Source organism: Agrobacterium sp. LAD9 (genome assembly GCF_003031125.1).
In the GTDB taxonomy this organism is placed as follows: Bacteria; Pseudomonadota; Alphaproteobacteria; order Rhizobiales; family Rhizobiaceae; genus Agrobacterium; species Agrobacterium radiobacter.
Genome location: NZ_PHGS01000009.1, coordinates 457,561 through 474,169, shown reverse-complemented (window position 1 = coordinate 474,169; position 16,609 = coordinate 457,561). Strand labels below are relative to the sequence as shown.

The window sequence follows — 16,609 nt, the reverse complement described above, 5'->3', positions numbered from 1 at the left end:
GGTCTCGCCCTTCTCATCGGTTGAGATAGAGCGATGCAGGCGCGCCTTGCCGATCTCCCCACCTGTGGGGGAGATGCCCGGCAGGGCAGAGGGGGGGGGCGGCACCCACAGACGGCGCTTTTATCGGAAACGCTCCAAGGAACCCGACATGACGATCCGATCTTTTCTCGGAGCCATCTTTCTCTGGCTCACCCTCGGGATCGCGGCGCAATCCTTCGCGCAAAGCGATCCGAAGGCGCTGATCGACCAGCTCGGCACGGCGGACTTCAAACAGGCCGAAACGCTGATCGGGCAGATCGCCGCCACCGGCGACGCGCGGGTCGTGCCGGCGCTCGAGGCTTTCGCGGCGGGTGATCTTTACGTGCGCAAGACCGATAATCTGGTGTTCATGACGAAACCGACAGGGTCGAGCTTCACGTTGATCGATCCGCTGAGCGGCGAAAGCGCCGGTGAAGCCCCCAAGGCCGCTGTCTCCAAGATCAAGATCAACAACAATCTTCGCCGCGTCATCCGTGCCGCTCTCGGCGGTCTGACCCTGCTAAGCCCGGAAAAATCCGTGCGGCTTTCGGCGGCTGATGCCGTCTTGAAAGCGCCGAGCGCGGAAAATCTCGAATTGCTGGAAGCGGCCATATCAAAGGAAACCGATAATGAGGTGCGGACCCGGATGGAGGAGGCGCGGGCCGTCTCGCTGCTCTCCTCCGACCGCCCCCTCGAGGTAAAGAAAGAAGCGATCGCCACCATCAAGAACCTTGGTGGCCGCGATGCCATCAGCATCCTCATGGCGGCGTCCTCGTCGGTGGATCAGAGCCTGAAGCCGGATATCGACAACGCCATTGCGAGCATCGAAAGCGCGCTCGCCTTCTGGGATTACGCACAGAATGTATGGTACGGCCTGTCGCTCAGCTCCGTACTGCTGCTCGCGGCCATCGGCCTTGCTATCACCTTCGGCGTGATGGGCATCATCAACATGGCCCATGGCGAGATGGTGATGATCGGCGCCTATTCCACCTTCATGGTGCAGGAGGTGATCCGCAGCCATTTCCCCGGCCTGTTCGACTGGTCGCTCGCCATCGCACTGCCAGCTGCTTTTTTGGTGACGGCCTTCGTCGGGCTCATCATGGAGCGTGGCGTCATCCGCTTCCTTTACGGGCGGCCGCTGGAAACGCTGCTGGCCACCTGGGGCATTTCACTCATCCTGCAACAGGGCGTGCGCTCCATCTTCGGCCCGACCAACCGGGAAGTCGGCAGCCCCGGCTGGATGTCCGGCTCCTTCAGCGTCGGTTATCTCAATTTCACCTGGAACCGGGTCTGGATTGTCTGTTTCTCGCTCTCGGTCTTCTTCGCGCTGCTGGTGCTTTTGAAGCGCTCCTCCTTCGGGTTGCAGATGCGCGCCGTGACCCAGAACCGCCGCATGGCCTCTTCCATGGGCATCCGCACACCCTGGGTGGATGCCTTCACCTTCGCGCTCGGTTCGGGTGTTGCAGGACTTGCCGGCGTGGCGCTGTCGCAGATCGACAATGTCTCGCCCAATCTCGGCCAGAGCTACATCATCGACAGTTTCATGGTCGTGGTGTTCGGCGGGGTCGGCAATCTCTGGGGAACGTTGGTCGGGGCGCTGACGCTCGGCGTGCTCAACAAGTTCCTTGAGCCGACGGTGGGCGCCGTTCTCGGCAAGATTCTCGTGCTTGTTCTCATCATCCTGTTCATCCAGAAGCGGCCGCGTGGTCTCTTCGCACTCAAGGGAAGGGCGATCGAAGCATGATTACCGGTTTCCTCCTGCGCGCGCTCGATCGCCGCATTTCCATCGCCATCGGCATCATTCTGGCCATCGCCGTGCTGGTGCCCGCCTCCAACCTGCTTTTACCAGCCGACAGCGCGTTCCGCATCCCGACCTACATCATGTCGATGCTGGGCAAATATCTCTCCTATGCGCTGCTTGCGCTGGCGCTTGATCTTGTCTGGGGTTATTGCGGCATTCTCTCGCTCGGCCATGCCGCCTTCTTCGCGCTCGGCGGTTATGCCATGGGCATGTATCTGATGCGGCAGATCGGCACGCGCGGGGTCTATGGCCATCCCGTGCTGCCTGACTTCATGGTCTTCCTCAACTGGAAGGAACTGCCGTGGTTCTGGCACGGCTTCGACATGTTCTGGTTTGCGGCGTTGATGGTGCTGGTGGTGCCGGGCCTGCTCGCCTTCGTGTTCGGCTGGTTCGCCTTCCGCTCGCGCGTCAATGGTGTTTATCTCTCGATCATCACCCAGGCCATGACCTATGCCCTGTTGCTCGCCTTCTTCCGCAACGATATGGGTTTTGGCGGCAATAATGGGTTGACCGATTTCAAGGACATCCTCGGCTTTTCCGTGCAGGCGGATGGCACCCGTGCCGTGCTGTTTGCCATGACGGCGGTGATGTTGGCGCTTTCGCTGCTGGTCGCATCGGGCATCGTCAATTCCAAATTCGGCAAGGTGCTGGTGGGCGTGCGCGATGCCGAAAGCCGGGTGCGCTTCCTTGGGTTTAGGGTGGAGAACATCAAGCTCTTCACCTTCGTCGTGTCAGCCATGATGGCGGGCATTGCCGGGGCGCTGTTCGTGCCGCAGGTGGGCATCATCAACCCCGGCGAATTCTCCCCCGCCAACTCCATCGAAGTGGTGGTGTGGACGGCGGTGGGCGGACGCGGCACGCTGATCGGGCCGATCATCGGTGCTGTTCTGGTCAATGGCGGCAAGAGCTATTTCACCGGCGCTTTTCCCGAATTCTGGCTGTTTGCGCTGGGCGGTCTCTTCATCGCGGTAACGCTCTTCTTCCCGAAGGGCATTGTCGGCACCGTGCAGCATTATCTCGTCGGACGCCGCGAAAAGCGGGTCGCGCGGGCGGCAGGCGCTGCCCAGCAGCCCGGCAACGACAGCGCGGTTGCGCAACAGGCGGCGGAGTAAGCCCATGAACACGGTTTCCGAAAACAGAACCAAAAGCCTGCTTTATCTTGATGGCGTTTCCGTTTCTTTCGATGGTTTCAAGGCGCTCAACTCGCTCTCCTTCGTGGTGGAGCCCGGTGAACTCCGCGCCATCATCGGCCCGAATGGTGCGGGCAAGACGACGATGATGGATATCATCACCGGCAAGACGCGGCCGGACACGGGCAGGGTGCTGTTTGAAGACAGTATCGATCTCACGAAAAAGGATGAGGCGGATATCGCCCAGCTCGGCATCGGGCGGAAGTTCCAGAAGCCGACGGTGTTCGAAAGCCATACCGTCTGGGACAATCTGGAACTGGCGCTGAACCGCAAGCGCGGCGTCTTCGCCACGCTGTTCTATCGGCTGACGGAGGAGGACAAGGCGCGCATCGAGGAAATCCTCGCCACCGTGCGTCTCGGCCACCGCCGCGGCGATCTCGCCGCCAACCTTTCGCATGGCCAGAAACAGTGGCTTGAGATCGGCATGCTGCTGGCGCAGGAACCGAAACTGCTGCTGGTGGACGAGCCTGTCGCCGGCATGACGGATGCGGAAACGGCGGAAACCGCCGTGCTTTTGAAGGAGATCGCGAAGACCCGTTCGGTTGTCGTGGTGGAGCACGATATGGGCTTCATCCGCGAACTGGGCGTGAAGGTGACGTGTCTTGCCGAAGGCTCGGTGCTGGCCGAAGGGTCGATCGATTTTGTGTCCAGCGATCCGAAGGTGATCGAGAATTATCTGGGGCGGTGATGGTGGTGTTTGCGGCGTTACCCCCCTCTGCCCTGCCGGGCATCTCCCCCTCAAGGGGGGAGATCGGCAAGCGGCTAACACCCCGCCTCATGACCAGTAGGCGATGGGACGAGCGGGAACGGCATCTGATCTCCCCCCTTGAGGGGGAGATGCCCGGCAGGGCAGAGGGGGGTAACGCCGCCCACCATACCGCCAATGGAGTTTTATCATGCTGACAGTCGAAAACATCAACCTCCACTATGGCGCGGCGCAGGCCCTGCGCGGCGTGTCGCTGAAAGCGGAGATGGGCAAGATCACCTGTGTTCTCGGCCGCAACGGCGTCGGCAAAAGCTCACTCTTGCGTGCCGTCACCGGCCAGCAGGCCACCAGCGCCGGCACCATCCGTTTCGGCGATGCGGCGCTCGACGGGCTCGCACCTTACCAGCGGGCTAAGCGCGGGGTGGGTTACGTGCCGCAGGGACGGGAAATCTTTCCGCTGCTCAGCGTGCAGGAAAATCTGGAGAGCGGTTATGCGCCGCTGCCGCGCAGGGAGCGTTTCATCCCGGACGATATTTTCAGCCTGTTTCCAGTGTTGCAAACCATGCTGTCGCGGCGCGGCGGCGATCTCTCGGGCGGCCAGCAGCAGCAGCTTGCGATTGGCCGGGCGCTGGTGACGCGGCCGAAAATCCTTGTTCTCGACGAACCGACCGAGGGCATTCAGCCGTCGATCATCAAGGATATCGGCCGGGCGATCAAATATCTGCGCGACTCCACCGGCATGGCGATCCTGCTGGTCGAGCAATATCTGGATTTCTGCCGCGAGCTTGCCGATTACGTCTACATCATGGACCGCGGTGAAATCGTGCATGAGGGGCTGGCCGAAACGCTGGATACGCCGGAAGCGCGGCGGCATCTGACAGTGTAACGTTGAGCACGCCGATCACGGCATAAAAACGGCCGATTAATATTTTGAAAGTCTATGCGCCTGTGCATGGCTTTCATGCGTAATTTTAGCGTTTCATTAAGTAAAAGCCTATGGTATTGGGCGCATGAAATGCTGCATGCGAGACACAGAAGAAGTCTATTCGCACGCCGCGACTGTTGATCCCTTACATTTCCTGCACGCTCGACGTATCGTCGGTAAACTGTGCCAATAAAGGCGTGTCAATGATTCAAGACTTTGCAGTGGGCCGGGCTTCCCGGTTGGTGCGTTCCGCACGCAGCCTGTTCCTCGGGCTGGTGATCAGCGCAAGCGCAGGGGCCGCAGCGTCGGCATCGACCTGCGGTCAGGGTATTGTTCCCGGCATGGAACCGGGTCGGCACGACTTTTCCATTCTCTCCAACGGTGAAAAACGCGACGGCGTCTATTTTGTTCCATCGGCCTATGATGGAAATAAGCCGCTGCCGGTCGTGTTCGATTTCCATGGCTCCAACAGCAATCCGCATGGTCAGCTGAACCGCAGCGGCTGGGACAAGCTTGCCGAACGTGACGGTCTCATGGTCGTGGCGCTGGCCGGCAGCCTGAGCGGCGAATTGCCGGGCACCCATGCCTGGAATGTTCCCGGCGTCACCAAGCGGCCGGGCGGGCTCGATGAAGTCGGTTTCATCCGCGATGCCATCACCATGGTGAAGGGCAAGTTCTGCGTGGATGAGGAGCGTTTTTATGGCTCCGGTTATTCCGGCGGCGGGCGCATGCTGTCGCAATTCATCTGCAGCGGCAACGCGGATTTTAACGCTGCCGGCTTCGTTGCTTCGCTCCGCGCGGGTTATCCGCTGGAGACGGAAGGCAAGTGGGGACCGGATGCGGCAAGCTGCCAGCCTGTGCGGCCAATGTCGATCATCGCCTTTGCCGGGCTGAAAGACCCCGCCAATCCCTATCAGGGCGGCGGCAAGTCCTATTGGCAATATGGCGGCGAAACGGCGTTGAAGCGCTGGGCCGAAATGGATGGCTGCAAGGGCGCTGCCAAAAGCAAGGTGGGCGAAAGCTTCACCGTCAATTCCTATGATGTCTGCAAGGCTGGCGCACGCATCCAGTCCTATGTCATCAACGACTGGGACCACGCCTGGCCGCGCGCCACCATGAAGGCCGAGGTTCTGGCCGCTAACGCCGTCGTCACCCGCAAGCCGGGCGGCGAGCAGACACCGAAGGCGGAACCGGCCGTGGAGCGCAAGATGCCCACAGGCGAAGTGACGCGCACGGTTGATGCGGCCGAAAGAATGTGGGATTTCTTCCGCAATACGGAAGGGCAACTTGTCGTGGATGCCGTCGTCAAGAAGGATTGCGGCGCCAAGACCTCGTCCGCTTCCGCAACCGTTTCGGAGACCGCGTGCAGCAGCAACAGCAAGCCATCGGCCCTTCCGGTCGCCAAGACGCTCAACCTGTCCGGCAGCAACGCGCCCGTGGCAGAGGACGCATTGTAACCAAGGCTGTTGAAGGCCGCAGCCGGCTGGATGAACTGTTTCAGGAAGGCTGCGCGAAAATCCGCCTGCCGGAAACTTTTTCGAATGAAGCCGAAGCCATTCTCATCAATTCCTCTGGCGGTCTGACCGGCGGAGACGAAATCGAATGGCAGGCCACGGCCGGTGCCGGCACCTCGCTTGTTGTGACCACGCAGGCCTGCGAAAAGGTCTATAAGGCATCATCAGGCACCGCCGCCGTGACCGCCCGCGTTTCCGCCGGGCCGGGTGCGAAGCTGCATTGGCTGCCGCAGGAGACCATCCTCTTCGACCGTGCTTCCTTGACCCGCCGGCTGGAAGCCGATCTCGACCAATCCTCCGAATTCATCGCTGTCGAAGCCGTGCTGCTCGGCCGTAAGGCCATGGGCGAGGCGATGACGCATGGTCTCTTTCGTGACCGCTGGCGTATTCGCCATGGGGGCAGGCTGGTGCATGCGGAAGAACTTGTGCTTCAGGGCGAGGTGGCGGCGCTGACGGCGAAACCGGCGGTTCTGGCTGGTCAGGTCGCCTTTGCCACGCTTCTTTATATCGGGCCGCTGGCTGAGGCGCTTCTGCCTAAAATCCGGGCTATTGCCGGTGAAAGCGGCGGCGCCAGCGAATGGCAGGGCAAGCTTGTCGTTCGCGTCTCTGCCGAAGATGGTTTCTCCTTGAGAAAATTGCTTTTTCCGATCATTTCGCTCTTGCGAAACGGCGCGCCAGTGCCGAAAGTCTGGAATCTGTAAACCCTTAAGGTTGCCCCGCGACAGGCGTCCTTCGGGGTCTGTCAACACGTCGGATCTGCCTGCCGCAATCGCGCTGTTTGCGGGCAGGCGCCAAGCTGCGGGACCACGATGAACCTTAGCCCAAGAGAAAAAGACAAGCTGCTGATTTCCATGGCCGCCATGGTGGCGCGCCGCCGGCTGGAACGCGGCGTGAAGCTCAACTATCCCGAAGCGATTGCGCTGATTACCGATTTCGTGGTCGAGGGCGCCCGCGATGGTCGCGCTGTGGCCGACCTGATGGAAGCCGGCGCGCATGTCATTACCCGCGATCAGGTGATGGATGGTATCGCCGAGATGATCCATGATGTGCAGGTGGAAGCGACCTTTCCTGACGGCACCAAGCTGGTGACCGTTCACGAACCGATCCGTTGAGGGGTTGATATGGCGCTGGAACTTCGGCCCAATTGCGAATGCTGCGACCGTGATCTTGCGCCCGATAACAGGGATGCGATGATCTGCTCGTTCGAATGCACTTTCTGCGTCGACTGCGTGACCGGCGTGCTTGATGGCGCCTGTCCGAATTGCGACGGCGAGCTGGTTCGCAGGCCCGTTCGTCCGGCGGCCAGGCTCATCAACAACCCGGCATCGACGAAGCGGGTGCTGAAAGCGGAAGGCTGCGCGGCCACGGCCGTGTGAGAAAGACAAGGGGAGCACCATGAAACCAGGCGAAATCATTGCCGCAGAAGGCACCATCGAACTCAATGCCGGCCAGCCGACCGTGACGATCGAGGTGGCCAATTCGGGCGACCGGCCGGTGCAGGTGGGCAGCCATTATCATTTCTTCGAGACCAATGCGGGTCTCATCTTCGACCGCGACAGGGCGCGCGGCATGCGTCTCGATATTCCCGCGGGCACGGCGGTTCGTTTCGAACCCGGCCAGAAGCGGGAAGTGACGCTGGTGCCGCTTTCCGGCAAGCGTGAGGTTTATGGTTTCCGTCAACAGGTCATGGGGAGGTTATGAAATGGCGACGGCGCATTATCACGGAAGCTGCCAGTGCGGCAGCGTCAGCTTCGAGGTCGATGCCGATCTCGATCACACTGTTGTCTGCAATTGCTCGCGCTGCAAGCGTCTTGGCTCCACGCTCGCTTTCGCGCCGCGTGACAAGTTCACGCTGCTTTCCGGCGAGGACAAGCTGGCGGAATATCTCTTCAACAAACACAAGATCCATCATCTCTTCTGCTCCACCTGCGGCATCGAGAGCTTTGCTTATGCCGACGGGCCGGATGGAACGCCGATGGTGGCTGTCAATGCCAATTGTCTCGATGGTGTTGATCCCCGGGCGCTGAAGCCGCAGGCTTTCGATGGCGCGGCGGCCTGAGCGATGGAGATGAGCCGAAACAACGTCTTCATGGCGGCCGTGCTTCTCAGCGCGACCGCCGGATTTTCCACGCCGGCCGCAGCGCAGAGCGAGCCGGACTGCAAGGCGCCGCAGACGCAGGCGGACATGACCATCTGCGCCGGCAAGGATTACGAAAAGGCCGACAAGCAGTTGAACGCCGAATATCAGAAGCTGCGCAAGCTGCTCGCGGAGCGCGACAAGACAGCCGATGCGGACGGCAAGGGTGCAACCGACGCTCTGGTGGCTGCCCAGCGCGCCTGGGTGGCGTTTCGTGACTCCAATTGCGCACTTTCAGGCTTTCAGGCGCGCGGTGGCTCGATGGAACCGATGCTGATTTCCTCCTGCCTCGCCGATATGAGCGGCAAGCGGGCGGAAGAACTGCGTCAGCTGTCGGAAGGTTTCTGAACGCATGGGGCGGCGGATCACGATCGTCGGAAACGGGGAACTGCCGCCGGGCGTGGCTGATTTCATCGACCGTTCCCACATCGTCATCCGCTTCAATGATTGCCGGTCGCTGGGGCTGGGTGGTACGCGCACCGATGTGGTGGCCGTGTGCAACACCGGGCGGCCGGGCCTCGAAATGACCGAGGGAACCGAATGGCGCGAGAGTGACGGTGTGCGGCAGGCCGCTGCCATCTGGTCCGTGCGGGATCCCGCAAAATTTTCCGAAATGGAACCGGACATACGCGCACGCTGGCCCGAACTGACCGATTTCTGCGCCGATTACACCGAAAGCTTTGCCGCCATCGCCCGCGAGACCGGCAAGAGCCACATCGTCATTCCGCGCGGCGTGCATGAAAGGCTCGATGTTGCGCTCGAAGCCTATGCGCCCGCGCCCTATGTCTGCCCCAGCACAGGCCTTGTCACCATCGCCCATGTTCTTGAGAACGTGAGCGGCGATGGTGACGAAGTGGCGATTGTCGGCTTCGGCCATCAGGGCTGGAGCGGCCATCCATTTGCTGCCGAACAACAGCTGGTAGAAGCCCTTGCGGGCGAGGGCCAGCTCACACGAATTTCTCCCACATCGATTTTCTCCGCGTCCGAAGGAGCCTGAGCCCATGCCTTACAAGATTTCCCGCGCCGCCTATGCCGGCATGTTCGGCCCGACCGTGGGCGACAAGGTGCGCCTTGCCGATACCGAACTCTTCATCGAGATCGAGAAGGACCACACCACCTATGGCGAGGAAGTGAAATTCGGCGGCGGCAAGGTCATTCGCGACGGCATGGGCCAGAGTCAGGCGACGCGGGCCGAAGGGGCGGTCGATACCGTCATCACCAATGTGGTGATCGTCGACCATAGCGGCATCTACAAGGCGGATGTGGGCCTGAAGAACGGCCGCATTCACGCCATCGGCAAGGCGGGCAACCCCGATACGCAGCCGGGCGTGACGATCATCGTCGGCCCCTCGACGGAGGCGATTGCCGGTGAAGGCAAGATCCTGACCGCCGGCGGCATGGATGCGCATATTCACTTCATCTGCCCGCAGCAGATCGAAGAAGCACTGATGAGCGGTGTGACCTGCATGCTTGGCGGCGGCTCCGGCCCGGCGCACGGCACGCTCGCCACCACCTGCACCGGCGCATGGCATATCGAGCGCATGATCGAGAGCTTCGATGCCTTCCCGATGAATCTCGCGCTCGCCGGCAAGGGCAATGCCTCGCTGCCAGCGCCTCTGGAAGAGATGATCCTTGCCGGCGCTTCCTCGCTGAAATTGCATGAGGACTGGGGCACGACGCCTGCCGCCATCGACAATTGCCTGACGGTGGCCGATGAATACGACGTGCAGGTGATGATCCACACCGATACGCTGAACGAAAGCGGTTTCGTGGAGGATACTGTTGCCGCCATCAGAGGTCGCACCATCCATGCCTTCCATACAGAAGGTGCGGGCGGCGGCCATGCGCCTGATATCATCAAGGTCTGCGGCAACCCGAACGTCATTCCGTCTTCCACCAATCCGACGCGGCCCTATACCGTCAATACGCTGGCGGAGCATCTCGACATGCTGATGGTGTGCCACCACCTGTCGCCGTCCATCCCTGAAGACATTGCCTTTGCCGAAAGCCGCATCCGCAAGGAAACGATTGCGGCGGAGGATATTCTCCACGATATCGGCGCGTTTTCGATCATTTCGTCCGACAGTCAGGCCATGGGCCGTGTCGGCGAGGTGGCGATCCGTACCTGGCAGACAGCCGACAAGATGAAGCGCCAGCGCGGCCGCCTCAAGGAAGAGGTGGGCGAAAACGATAATTTCCGCGTCCGCCGTTACATCGCCAAATATACCATCAACCCGGCCATCGCCCAGGGCGTCAGCCATGAGATCGGCTCCATCGAAGTCGGCAAGCGCGCCGATCTGGTGTTGTGGAACCCGGCCTTTTTCGGCGTGAAGCCGGAGATGGTGCTGCTCGGCGGTTCGATTGCCGCAGCCCCGATGGGCGATCCGAACGCCTCCATTCCCACACCGCAGCCGATGCATTACCGGCCGATGTTTGCCGCCTATGGCAAGCTGCGCACCAATTCCTCGGTCACATTCGTGTCGCAGGCGTCGCTGGATGCCGGCCTTGCCCAGCGTCTCGGCGTGGCGAAAAAGCTGCTGCCGGTGAAGAATGTACGCGGCGGCATTTCCAAGGCGTCGATGATCCATAATTCGCTGACGCCGCATATCGAGGTCGATCCGGAAACCTATGAGGTGAGGGCGGATGGCGAGCTTTTGACCTGCGAGCCGGCCACGGTGCTGCCGATGGCGCAGCGTTATTTCCTGTTTTAACGGCATTTCATGGTGAGATTTATCACAAGGTGGATTGGCGGCGGCACGCTGCTGATCCTCCTGCTCCTTCTGCTCGGCACTGTCCTGCCGCGCCCGTTTTTCGCCGATGAGGTGAGCGGGGGCGTGAAAGACCGCGAAATCCTGCTGTTATCCAACCCGATCCACACCGATATTGCGTTGCCGATCGATGACGATCTGCGGCGGGTCTTTTCCGAATTGCAGGAGGACGGCATTGCCGTCAATCACCCGGCGGCCGCTTATCTGGTGTTCGGCTGGGGCGGCCGGTCGTTTTATACCGAGACACCCACCTGGGCCGATCTGAAGCCCATGCCGGTCTTGCGCTCGCTGACGCTTGACCAGTCGGTCATGCATGTGGATGTGACGGGAGATTTTCCCGCCGATCTTGCCGGGGTAAAGCGCCTTCGCATTTCCGAAGCCGGGTATCAGCGCCTCGTGGCGGCCATTCGTGCCAGCTTTTCGCGCGACAATGGCAAGGTGCGGCTGATACCGGGGGTCGCTTATGGCCTGACGGATGCGTTTTTCGAGGCGAATGGCCGGTTCAACGCCCTTGTCGGCTGCAATACATGGTCGGCTGCCATGTTGCGTGAGGCCGGCATTCGCACCGGCTGGTGGACACCATTGCCGCCGTTTCTGCGCTGGTCGGTGGCGCTGCATGATTGATCCTCGCAAGCCGTGGTTTTCCTCTGACAAAGCCTATTTTTATGCTGCACCGCAGCGCGTCTTGCGTTATGGAAACGGCAAAAGAATTATGCAGGGATCGATCCCAAGTGATCCCTGTAAAACGCCAGAACAGGAGACAAGACATGCTCGGCAAAAAAGTGCCCGCCGTTACCTTCCGCACGCGCGTTCGTGATGAGGCCGTTGGTGGCCCGAACCCCTTCCGTTGGCAGGACATGACCTCCGACGATTATTTCAAGGGCAAGAAGGTCGTTCTGTTTTCGCTGCCCGGCGCTTTCACGCCGACATGCTCGACCTACCAGCTCCCCGATTTCGAAAAGCTGGCGCCGGAATTCCGGGCGCTCGGCGTTGATGAAATCTATTGCCTGTCGGTCAACGATGCCTTCGTCATGAATGCCTGGGCGAAGGGCCAGAACCTCGAAAACGTCAAGGTCATTCCTGACGGTTCGGGCGAGTTCACCCGCAAGATGGGCATGCTGGTCGCCAAGGACAATCTCGGTTTCGGCATGCGCTCCTGGCGTTACGCCGCCGTCGTCAATGATGGCGTCGTCGAGCAGTGGTTCGAGGAAGAGGGCTATCAGGACAATTGCGAATCCGACCCCTATGGCGTTTCCGCGCCGCAGAACATTCTGGAAAACCTCAAGAGCCGCGCTGCGGCCTGATTGTGGGTTTGCGCAGGCCCGGCAGCGATGTCGTGTCTTCGGGCTATCGGCAGGAGGCGAAAATCTCTCCTCCGTCATCCTCGCCGTTGAGGCGAGGATCCATAAGCGCCCGAGGCGTGGATCCTCGGGTCAAGCCCGAGGATGACGTCGAAGGCGGAGAAAGGTTTACGCTTGGCCCGGCAGCAATGCCGGGCTTTGTCGTTCTGGCGGCCATGTGTCCCGAAATCGTGCCTTGAAATCCCCCCGTCTATCCGTCAAAAATCGTAACCCCAAGACTGTTTCTGAAACGGATCATCCCATGCTGCGCGTCACCTCCTATCATCCGGCCGGAACCCCTGCCGACGAACCTTCCGGTTATGTCACTCTGGCGCATGACCAGCGGCATCTTCGCCGCAAGCTGCTGCATCTGCAGAATGACGAGATGGTGATGCTGGACCTGAAGGAAGCGGTGCTTTTTGCCCATGGCGATCTTCTCGTGGTGGAAAACGGCGACCTGATCGAGGTCCGCGCGGCTGACGAAAAGCTCTTCGAAATCAAGGCGAAGGATCGCCTTCACCTGATCGAGCTTGCCTGGCATCTGGGCAACCGGCATCTTTCCGCGCAGATCGAGGAGGAGCGTATTCTCATCCTGCGTGACCACGTCATCCGCGCGATGCTGGAAGGTCTTGGCGCCACCGTGCGTGATGTCGAAGAGCCTTTCCAGCCGGCGCGCGGCGCTTATCATGCCCATGGCGGGCATTCCCACGGCCATGATCACGGCCACCACCATCACGATCACGGCTGAGCCGTGAGCGAAGATCGCGGCGTTGCCGCGCTGCTGCGGCTCATGGCCTGGATGTCGCCTGCCTTTCCGGTTGGCGGTTTTTCCTATTCCGGTGGACTTGAAAAGGCGGTGGAGGATCGGCGTGTCGGGGATGCGGCGGCTCTGCGCGACTGGCTCGAAACGCTTCTGCGCTGCGGCAGCCTGTGGAACGATGCGGTGTTTCTGGCACATGCCTGGCGCAATGCCGAGGACGCCGCCGTCTTGAGCGAAACGGCCGATCTGGCGCGGGCGCTTGCCGGTTCGGCGGAGCGATACCGCGAGACGGTGCTTCTGGGCGATGCCTTCGTTGCCGCCGCCGGCGCCTGGCCGCATGCGGTTCTGGACGTGTTGCCCAAAGACGTTCCCTATCCCATCGCTGTCGGGGCAGTCGCCGCCGGTCATGCGGTGCCGCTCAGGGACACGATTGCCGCCTTTTTGCATGCCGGCGTCTCGCAGATCGTGTCGGCGGGCATCCGCCTCGGGGTCGCGGGACAGAAGGATGGCGTCGCCATTCTGGCTGCAAGTGAAGCGATCATCGCGGAGATGGCGGCGCGGGCGATGCAGTCCACGCTCGACGATCTCGGCAGTGAGACGATCATCGCTGACACGGCGGCCATGCGGCATGAAACGCAGGGCACCCGGCTTTTCCGGTCCTGAAGAGCGAGCTGGCGCCACGAGTTTCTTCTCCCCGCCGGGGAGAAGAAACAAGCGGCACGATCCTTGCATATCTTGAAGCGTCCGGCTGGCGGACTATGGTGAAACAATACCAAAGCATATCGAAGGGAACAGAGTGGTGAAATCGGGCATGAAATCGGGCAATGGCCCGCTGCGCGTCGGTATTGGCGGGCCGGTCGGTTCGGGCAAGACGGCGCTGACGGAAAAGCTCTGCAAGGCGATGAGCGCCGATTATTCCGTCGCCGTCGTCACCAACGATATCTATACCAAGGAAGATGCCGAGGCGCTGGTGCGCATGCAGGCGCTGCCTTCCGAGCGTATCGTCGGCGTGGAAACGGGCGGTTGCCCGCATACGGCCATCCGCGAGGATGCGACGATCAATCTGCAGGCGATTGCCGGGCTTAATGCGCGCTTTCCCGATCTCGACGTGGTCTTCATCGAATCCGGCGGCGACAATCTCGCCGCGACCTTTTCGCCCGACCTTGCCGATATCACCATCTATGTCATCTCCGTCTGTCAGGGCGAGGAAATTCCGCGCAAGGGCGGGCCGGGCATCACCCGCTCGGACCTGCTGGTCATCAACAAGAAGGACCTAGCGCCCTATGTCGGGGCCGATCTGAGCGTCATGGACAGCGATGCGACCCGCATGCGCAACGCCATGCCTTTCGTCTTCACCGATATGAAGCGCGGCGATGGCGTGGAGCGCATCGTCGGTTTCCTGAAAGAGCAGGGCGGTCTCTGAAATATGGCAATGTCCCGCCGGTTCGGCGCTTACGAGGTTTCCCGTTTTGTCGACGGTGTCTACAAGGCGCCGGTCGGGCATCTCATCCACCGTCAGGGTGCCGAAGCGCTGGCCGCTGCCCTTGCCGGCCATCAGGGCGAAACGGTGGATATGGACGTCAACTGCTTCGCATTGTCCGGGCCTGACGGCATCTGGCTGATCGATGCCGGTTGCGGCACTGCCTGGGGTGCTGCCTATGGCCATGCCCGCGCGGCGATGGTAGCCGCCGGTATTCAGCCGGCCGATGTAGGGCGTGTCATCCTCACCCATATTCATGGCGATCATGCGCTTGGCCTCATCGATGGCGACCGGCCTTATTTTCCCAATGCCGATATCTGGGTGCCCGAGGCCGATCTCGGATTTTTCAGCAGTGCGGAGGCGCGCAAGACCCTGCCGCCGGCCCGGCACGGCGGCTTCGATCTTGCCGCGCGGCTGCTCGACATTTGTGGCCCGATGTTGCGGCCGATCCCGACAGGCAGGATTGCCGAGGACGTGGAAGCCATCGCCATGCCCGGCCATACACCGGGACATGCCGGTTACCTGATCGGCAATGGTGATGAGCGGATGTTATTATGGGGCGATGTTCTGCATGTGAGCGACTTGCAGGTGAAGGACCCCGGTGTCGGTTTCGTCTACGATATCGATTCTGCGCTTGCTTACCAAACACGCCTTGAGGCGCTGGCCGAGGCCGCCGATCACGGCTGGCTGGTTTCCGGTGGTCATCTCGGCGGATTTTTCCGTGTCGAGCGGCAGGGTGACAGCTTCCGCTTTGTGTCGCAGCCGGACTGATTTTTCGATTTCGGACATGCAGAAGGGCGGAATACCCTAAGGCATCCCGCCCTTCGTCCTCTCCCGGTGTCTTCAGATCTGCTTCAGCGCCGCAACATCATTGACCTGCACGATGCGGCCGCGCACGGTGACGCCAGCTTTTTTCAGTGCCGAGAAGGCGCGTGAGAGCGCTTCCGGTGCAAGGCCAAGCTTGCCGGCAAGCAGGCTTTTCTGGAACGGCAGCCGCAGCGAAAAGGATGTGGCGTCGCGCGGTCCCTGATTGATGAGGTAATGGGCGACACGCTGCGGCGCTGTCTGCAACCGGTCATTGGCGATGCAGTCCATGGTGGCCAGCAGGCTGTTGGACAGGCAGCGCATGACGGCCTTGGCGATTGCCGGTTCCTGATCGATCAGGCTGCGGATTCTTGTGAGTTCGAACCGCGCCACGGTGCAGCTTTCCGCCGCCTGCGCGCTGTAACGATAGGTATCGCTGCCGAAAATCAGGCATTCGTTGAAGGTATCGCCGGGCCCGCTGACGCGCACATCCGCCTCGCGCCCGTGCCTGTCCAGCCGGTAAAGCCTGATGTAACCCGACAGCACGCAGTAGAAATGCTGCGCGGCCTCGCCTTCCTTGAAGAGCACATGGCGGGCGTTCACATTGGTGATGGTCGCCGCTTCCATCAGCTTCAGCGCCGCTGCATCATCCGCTATCCCGATCAAGGGCGCGCGCAGCAGAATGTTCCTGTCCCTGTTGCTCAGCTTCACGGTCTTGTTCACGTCCATTCGGCTCCCGCTCAAACCTTTTGCCGGGCTGTCCGAAGCGATACGAAACCGGGGAAGTTCCTTCTCCCTCACGCCTATCTGCACAGAACTCATCGCATTATCCCTCGACCGGCAATTCCCGATGCGAGGGAGATTAGCAGTTCACCTGGAAAGCGAATTGATTTCGATCAAACAGGATTTGAGTTGTCATTTGGGACAGCGGGAATGCGGCGAGGCCATTCCTGCTCAAGAATGTGAGGAGGAATATGGAGCGAGCGAGTGCCACATATTTCTTCTCCCCGCCGGGGAGAAGGTCGCGGCAGCGGGATGAGGGGGCAAGGGTCGAGATATTCGGCAACGTTGCCCCCTCATCCGACCCTTCGGGCCACCTTCTCCCCCTCGGCGAGAAGAAACAAGCGGCGGCGCTTTGCCCTTAAACGTCCACCCAAAAAGAAACG

20 protein-coding genes are annotated in these 16,609 nt (G+C 61.1%); 19 read left to right on the top strand and 1 reads right to left on the bottom strand.

Going from position 1 to position 16,609, the window contains the following annotated elements:
- The first annotated feature begins 148 nt into the window (after positions 1–148).
- The 19 genes from urtB (at position 149) to DA915_RS11970 (ending at position 15,410) form a co-directional block, all read left to right on the top strand.
- On the top strand, positions 149–1,762 hold the full coding sequence (gene urtB, locus DA915_RS12065; RefSeq protein ID WP_107675902.1) for an urea ABC transporter permease subunit UrtB: 1,614 nt from the start codon (positions 149–151) through the stop codon (positions 1,760–1,762).
- Entirely contained in the window at positions 1,759–2,931 is a 1,173-nt protein-coding gene (urtC, locus tag DA915_RS12060; RefSeq protein WP_080866398.1) for an urea ABC transporter permease subunit UrtC, read from the top strand. The genes urtB and urtC overlap by 4 nt, the downstream gene beginning before the upstream one ends.
- Positions 2,932–2,935: 4 nt before the next feature.
- Positions 2,936–3,697, top strand: coding sequence for an urea ABC transporter ATP-binding protein UrtD (gene urtD / locus DA915_RS12055; RefSeq protein ID WP_060725243.1), 762 nt, complete (start codon positions 2,936–2,938; stop codon positions 3,695–3,697).
- A gap of 208 nt (positions 3,698–3,905) precedes the next feature.
- Entirely contained in the window at positions 3,906–4,601 is a 696-nt protein-coding gene (gene urtE, locus DA915_RS12045) for an urea ABC transporter ATP-binding subunit UrtE (protein ID WP_003510152.1), read from the top strand.
- 242 nt (positions 4,602–4,843) lie between these two features.
- Positions 4,844–6,097 carry a PHB depolymerase family esterase gene (locus DA915_RS12040; protein WP_060725241.1) on the top strand — a complete coding sequence of 418 codons (1,254 nt, stop codon included), beginning with the start codon at positions 4,844–4,846 and terminating at the stop codon, positions 6,095–6,097.
- Positions 6,004–6,855 carry an urease accessory protein UreD gene (locus DA915_RS12035; protein WP_003510148.1) on the top strand — a complete coding sequence of 284 codons (852 nt, stop codon included), beginning with the start codon at positions 6,004–6,006 and terminating at the stop codon, positions 6,853–6,855. The genes DA915_RS12040 and DA915_RS12035 overlap by 94 nt, the downstream gene beginning before the upstream one ends.
- 108 nt (positions 6,856–6,963) lie before the next feature.
- Positions 6,964–7,266, top strand: a complete 303-nt coding sequence (locus DA915_RS12030; RefSeq protein ID WP_003510146.1) for an urease subunit gamma — start codon at positions 6,964–6,966, stop codon at positions 7,264–7,266.
- A 9-nt stretch (positions 7,267–7,275) separates the two neighbouring features.
- Entirely contained in the window at positions 7,276–7,530 is a 255-nt protein-coding gene (locus tag DA915_RS12025) for a DUF1272 domain-containing protein (RefSeq protein ID WP_107675901.1), read from the top strand.
- 19 nt (positions 7,531–7,549) lie between these two features.
- Positions 7,550–7,855, top strand: coding sequence for an urease subunit beta (locus DA915_RS12020; RefSeq protein WP_003510142.1), 306 nt, complete (start codon positions 7,550–7,552; stop codon positions 7,853–7,855).
- A gap of 1 nt (position 7,856) precedes the next feature.
- A complete protein-coding gene (locus tag DA915_RS12015) occupies positions 7,857–8,213 on the top strand; it encodes a GFA family protein (protein ID WP_003510140.1) in 357 nt (118 codons plus the stop codon).
- 3 nt (positions 8,214–8,216) lie between these two features.
- On the top strand, positions 8,217–8,639 hold the full coding sequence (locus DA915_RS12010) for a lysozyme inhibitor LprI family protein (RefSeq protein WP_107675900.1): 423 nt from the start codon (positions 8,217–8,219) through the stop codon (positions 8,637–8,639).
- 4 nt (positions 8,640–8,643) lie between these two features.
- Positions 8,644–9,288 carry a Urease operon accessory protein gene (locus tag DA915_RS12005; RefSeq protein WP_107675899.1) on the top strand — a complete coding sequence of 215 codons (645 nt, stop codon included), beginning with the start codon at positions 8,644–8,646 and terminating at the stop codon, positions 9,286–9,288.
- Positions 9,289–9,292: 4 nt separating this feature from the next.
- Positions 9,293–11,002, top strand: a complete 1,710-nt coding sequence (gene ureC, locus DA915_RS12000) for an urease subunit alpha (RefSeq protein WP_107675898.1) — start codon at positions 9,293–9,295, stop codon at positions 11,000–11,002.
- A gap of 9 nt (positions 11,003–11,011) precedes the next feature.
- A complete protein-coding gene (locus DA915_RS11995; RefSeq protein ID WP_192886474.1) occupies positions 11,012–11,683 on the top strand; it encodes a TIGR02117 family protein in 672 nt (223 codons plus the stop codon).
- Between the two features lie 143 nt (positions 11,684–11,826).
- Positions 11,827–12,363, top strand: a complete 537-nt coding sequence (locus DA915_RS11990; protein ID WP_003510133.1) for a peroxiredoxin — start codon at positions 11,827–11,829, stop codon at positions 12,361–12,363.
- 298 nt (positions 12,364–12,661) lie between these two features.
- Positions 12,662–13,147 (top strand): urease accessory protein UreE, encoded by a 486-nt coding sequence (gene ureE / locus DA915_RS11985; RefSeq protein ID WP_020011584.1) that lies wholly within the window; start codon positions 12,662–12,664, stop codon positions 13,145–13,147.
- A 3-nt stretch (positions 13,148–13,150) separates the two neighbouring features.
- On the top strand, positions 13,151–13,822 hold the full coding sequence (locus tag DA915_RS11980) for an urease accessory protein UreF (protein ID WP_192886473.1): 672 nt from the start codon (positions 13,151–13,153) through the stop codon (positions 13,820–13,822).
- Positions 13,823–13,970: 148 nt separating this feature from the next.
- The gene (gene ureG, locus DA915_RS11975) at positions 13,971–14,582 is read left to right on the top strand and encodes an urease accessory protein UreG (RefSeq protein ID WP_107675897.1); all 612 of its coding nucleotides are present in this window, start codon (positions 13,971–13,973) and stop codon (positions 14,580–14,582) included.
- Between the two features lie 3 nt (positions 14,583–14,585).
- A complete protein-coding gene (locus DA915_RS11970) occupies positions 14,586–15,410 on the top strand; it encodes an MBL fold metallo-hydrolase (RefSeq protein ID WP_107675896.1) in 825 nt (274 codons plus the stop codon).
- A 72-nt stretch (positions 15,411–15,482) separates the two neighbouring features.
- On the opposite strand, the gene DA915_RS11965 is transcribed toward DA915_RS11970, so the two are convergent.
- Complete coding sequence (locus DA915_RS11965) at positions 15,483–16,172, bottom strand: Crp/Fnr family transcriptional regulator (RefSeq protein WP_003510124.1); 690 nt, start codon at positions 16,170–16,172, stop codon at positions 15,483–15,485.
- Positions 16,173–16,609: the final 437 nt, after the last annotated feature.

Excerpts from the sequence above, each read along its gene's own strand:
- DA915_RS12015 (WP_003510140.1), top strand. The coding sequence starts at position 7,857 with ATGGCGACGGCGCATTATCACGGAAGCTGCCAGTGCGGCAGCGTCAGC.
- DA915_RS11990 (WP_003510133.1), top strand. The coding sequence starts at position 11,827 with ATGCTCGGCAAAAAAGTGCCCGCCGTTACCTTCCGCACGCGCGTTCGT.
- ureC (WP_107675898.1), top strand. The coding sequence starts at position 9,293 with ATGCCTTACAAGATTTCCCGCGCCGCCTATGCCGGCATGTTCGGCCCG.
- DA915_RS11995 (WP_192886474.1), top strand. The coding sequence starts at position 11,012 with ATGGTGAGATTTATCACAAGGTGGATTGGCGGCGGCACGCTGCTGATC.
- DA915_RS11970 (WP_107675896.1), top strand. The coding sequence starts at position 14,586 with ATGGCAATGTCCCGCCGGTTCGGCGCTTACGAGGTTTCCCGTTTTGTC.
- ureG (WP_107675897.1), top strand. The coding sequence starts at position 13,971 with ATGAAATCGGGCAATGGCCCGCTGCGCGTCGGTATTGGCGGGCCGGTC.
- urtD (WP_060725243.1), top strand. The coding sequence starts at position 2,936 with ATGAACACGGTTTCCGAAAACAGAACCAAAAGCCTGCTTTATCTTGAT.
- urtC (WP_080866398.1), top strand. The coding sequence starts at position 1,759 with ATGATTACCGGTTTCCTCCTGCGCGCGCTCGATCGCCGCATTTCCATC.
- DA915_RS12025 (WP_107675901.1), top strand. The coding sequence starts at position 7,276 with ATGGCGCTGGAACTTCGGCCCAATTGCGAATGCTGCGACCGTGATCTT.
- DA915_RS12005 (WP_107675899.1), top strand. The coding sequence starts at position 8,644 with ATGGGGCGGCGGATCACGATCGTCGGAAACGGGGAACTGCCGCCGGGC.
- DA915_RS12020 (WP_003510142.1), top strand. The coding sequence starts at position 7,550 with ATGAAACCAGGCGAAATCATTGCCGCAGAAGGCACCATCGAACTCAAT.
- urtE (WP_003510152.1), top strand. The coding sequence starts at position 3,906 with ATGCTGACAGTCGAAAACATCAACCTCCACTATGGCGCGGCGCAGGCC.
- ureE (WP_020011584.1), top strand. The coding sequence starts at position 12,662 with ATGCTGCGCGTCACCTCCTATCATCCGGCCGGAACCCCTGCCGACGAA.
- urtB (WP_107675902.1), top strand. The coding sequence starts at position 149 with ATGACGATCCGATCTTTTCTCGGAGCCATCTTTCTCTGGCTCACCCTC.
- DA915_RS12010 (WP_107675900.1), top strand. The coding sequence starts at position 8,217 with ATGGAGATGAGCCGAAACAACGTCTTCATGGCGGCCGTGCTTCTCAGC.
- DA915_RS11965 (WP_003510124.1), bottom strand. The coding sequence starts at position 16,172 with ATGGACGTGAACAAGACCGTGAAGCTGAGCAACAGGGACAGGAACATT.
- DA915_RS12030 (WP_003510146.1), top strand. The coding sequence starts at position 6,964 with ATGAACCTTAGCCCAAGAGAAAAAGACAAGCTGCTGATTTCCATGGCC.
- DA915_RS12040 (WP_060725241.1), top strand. The coding sequence starts at position 4,844 with ATGATTCAAGACTTTGCAGTGGGCCGGGCTTCCCGGTTGGTGCGTTCC.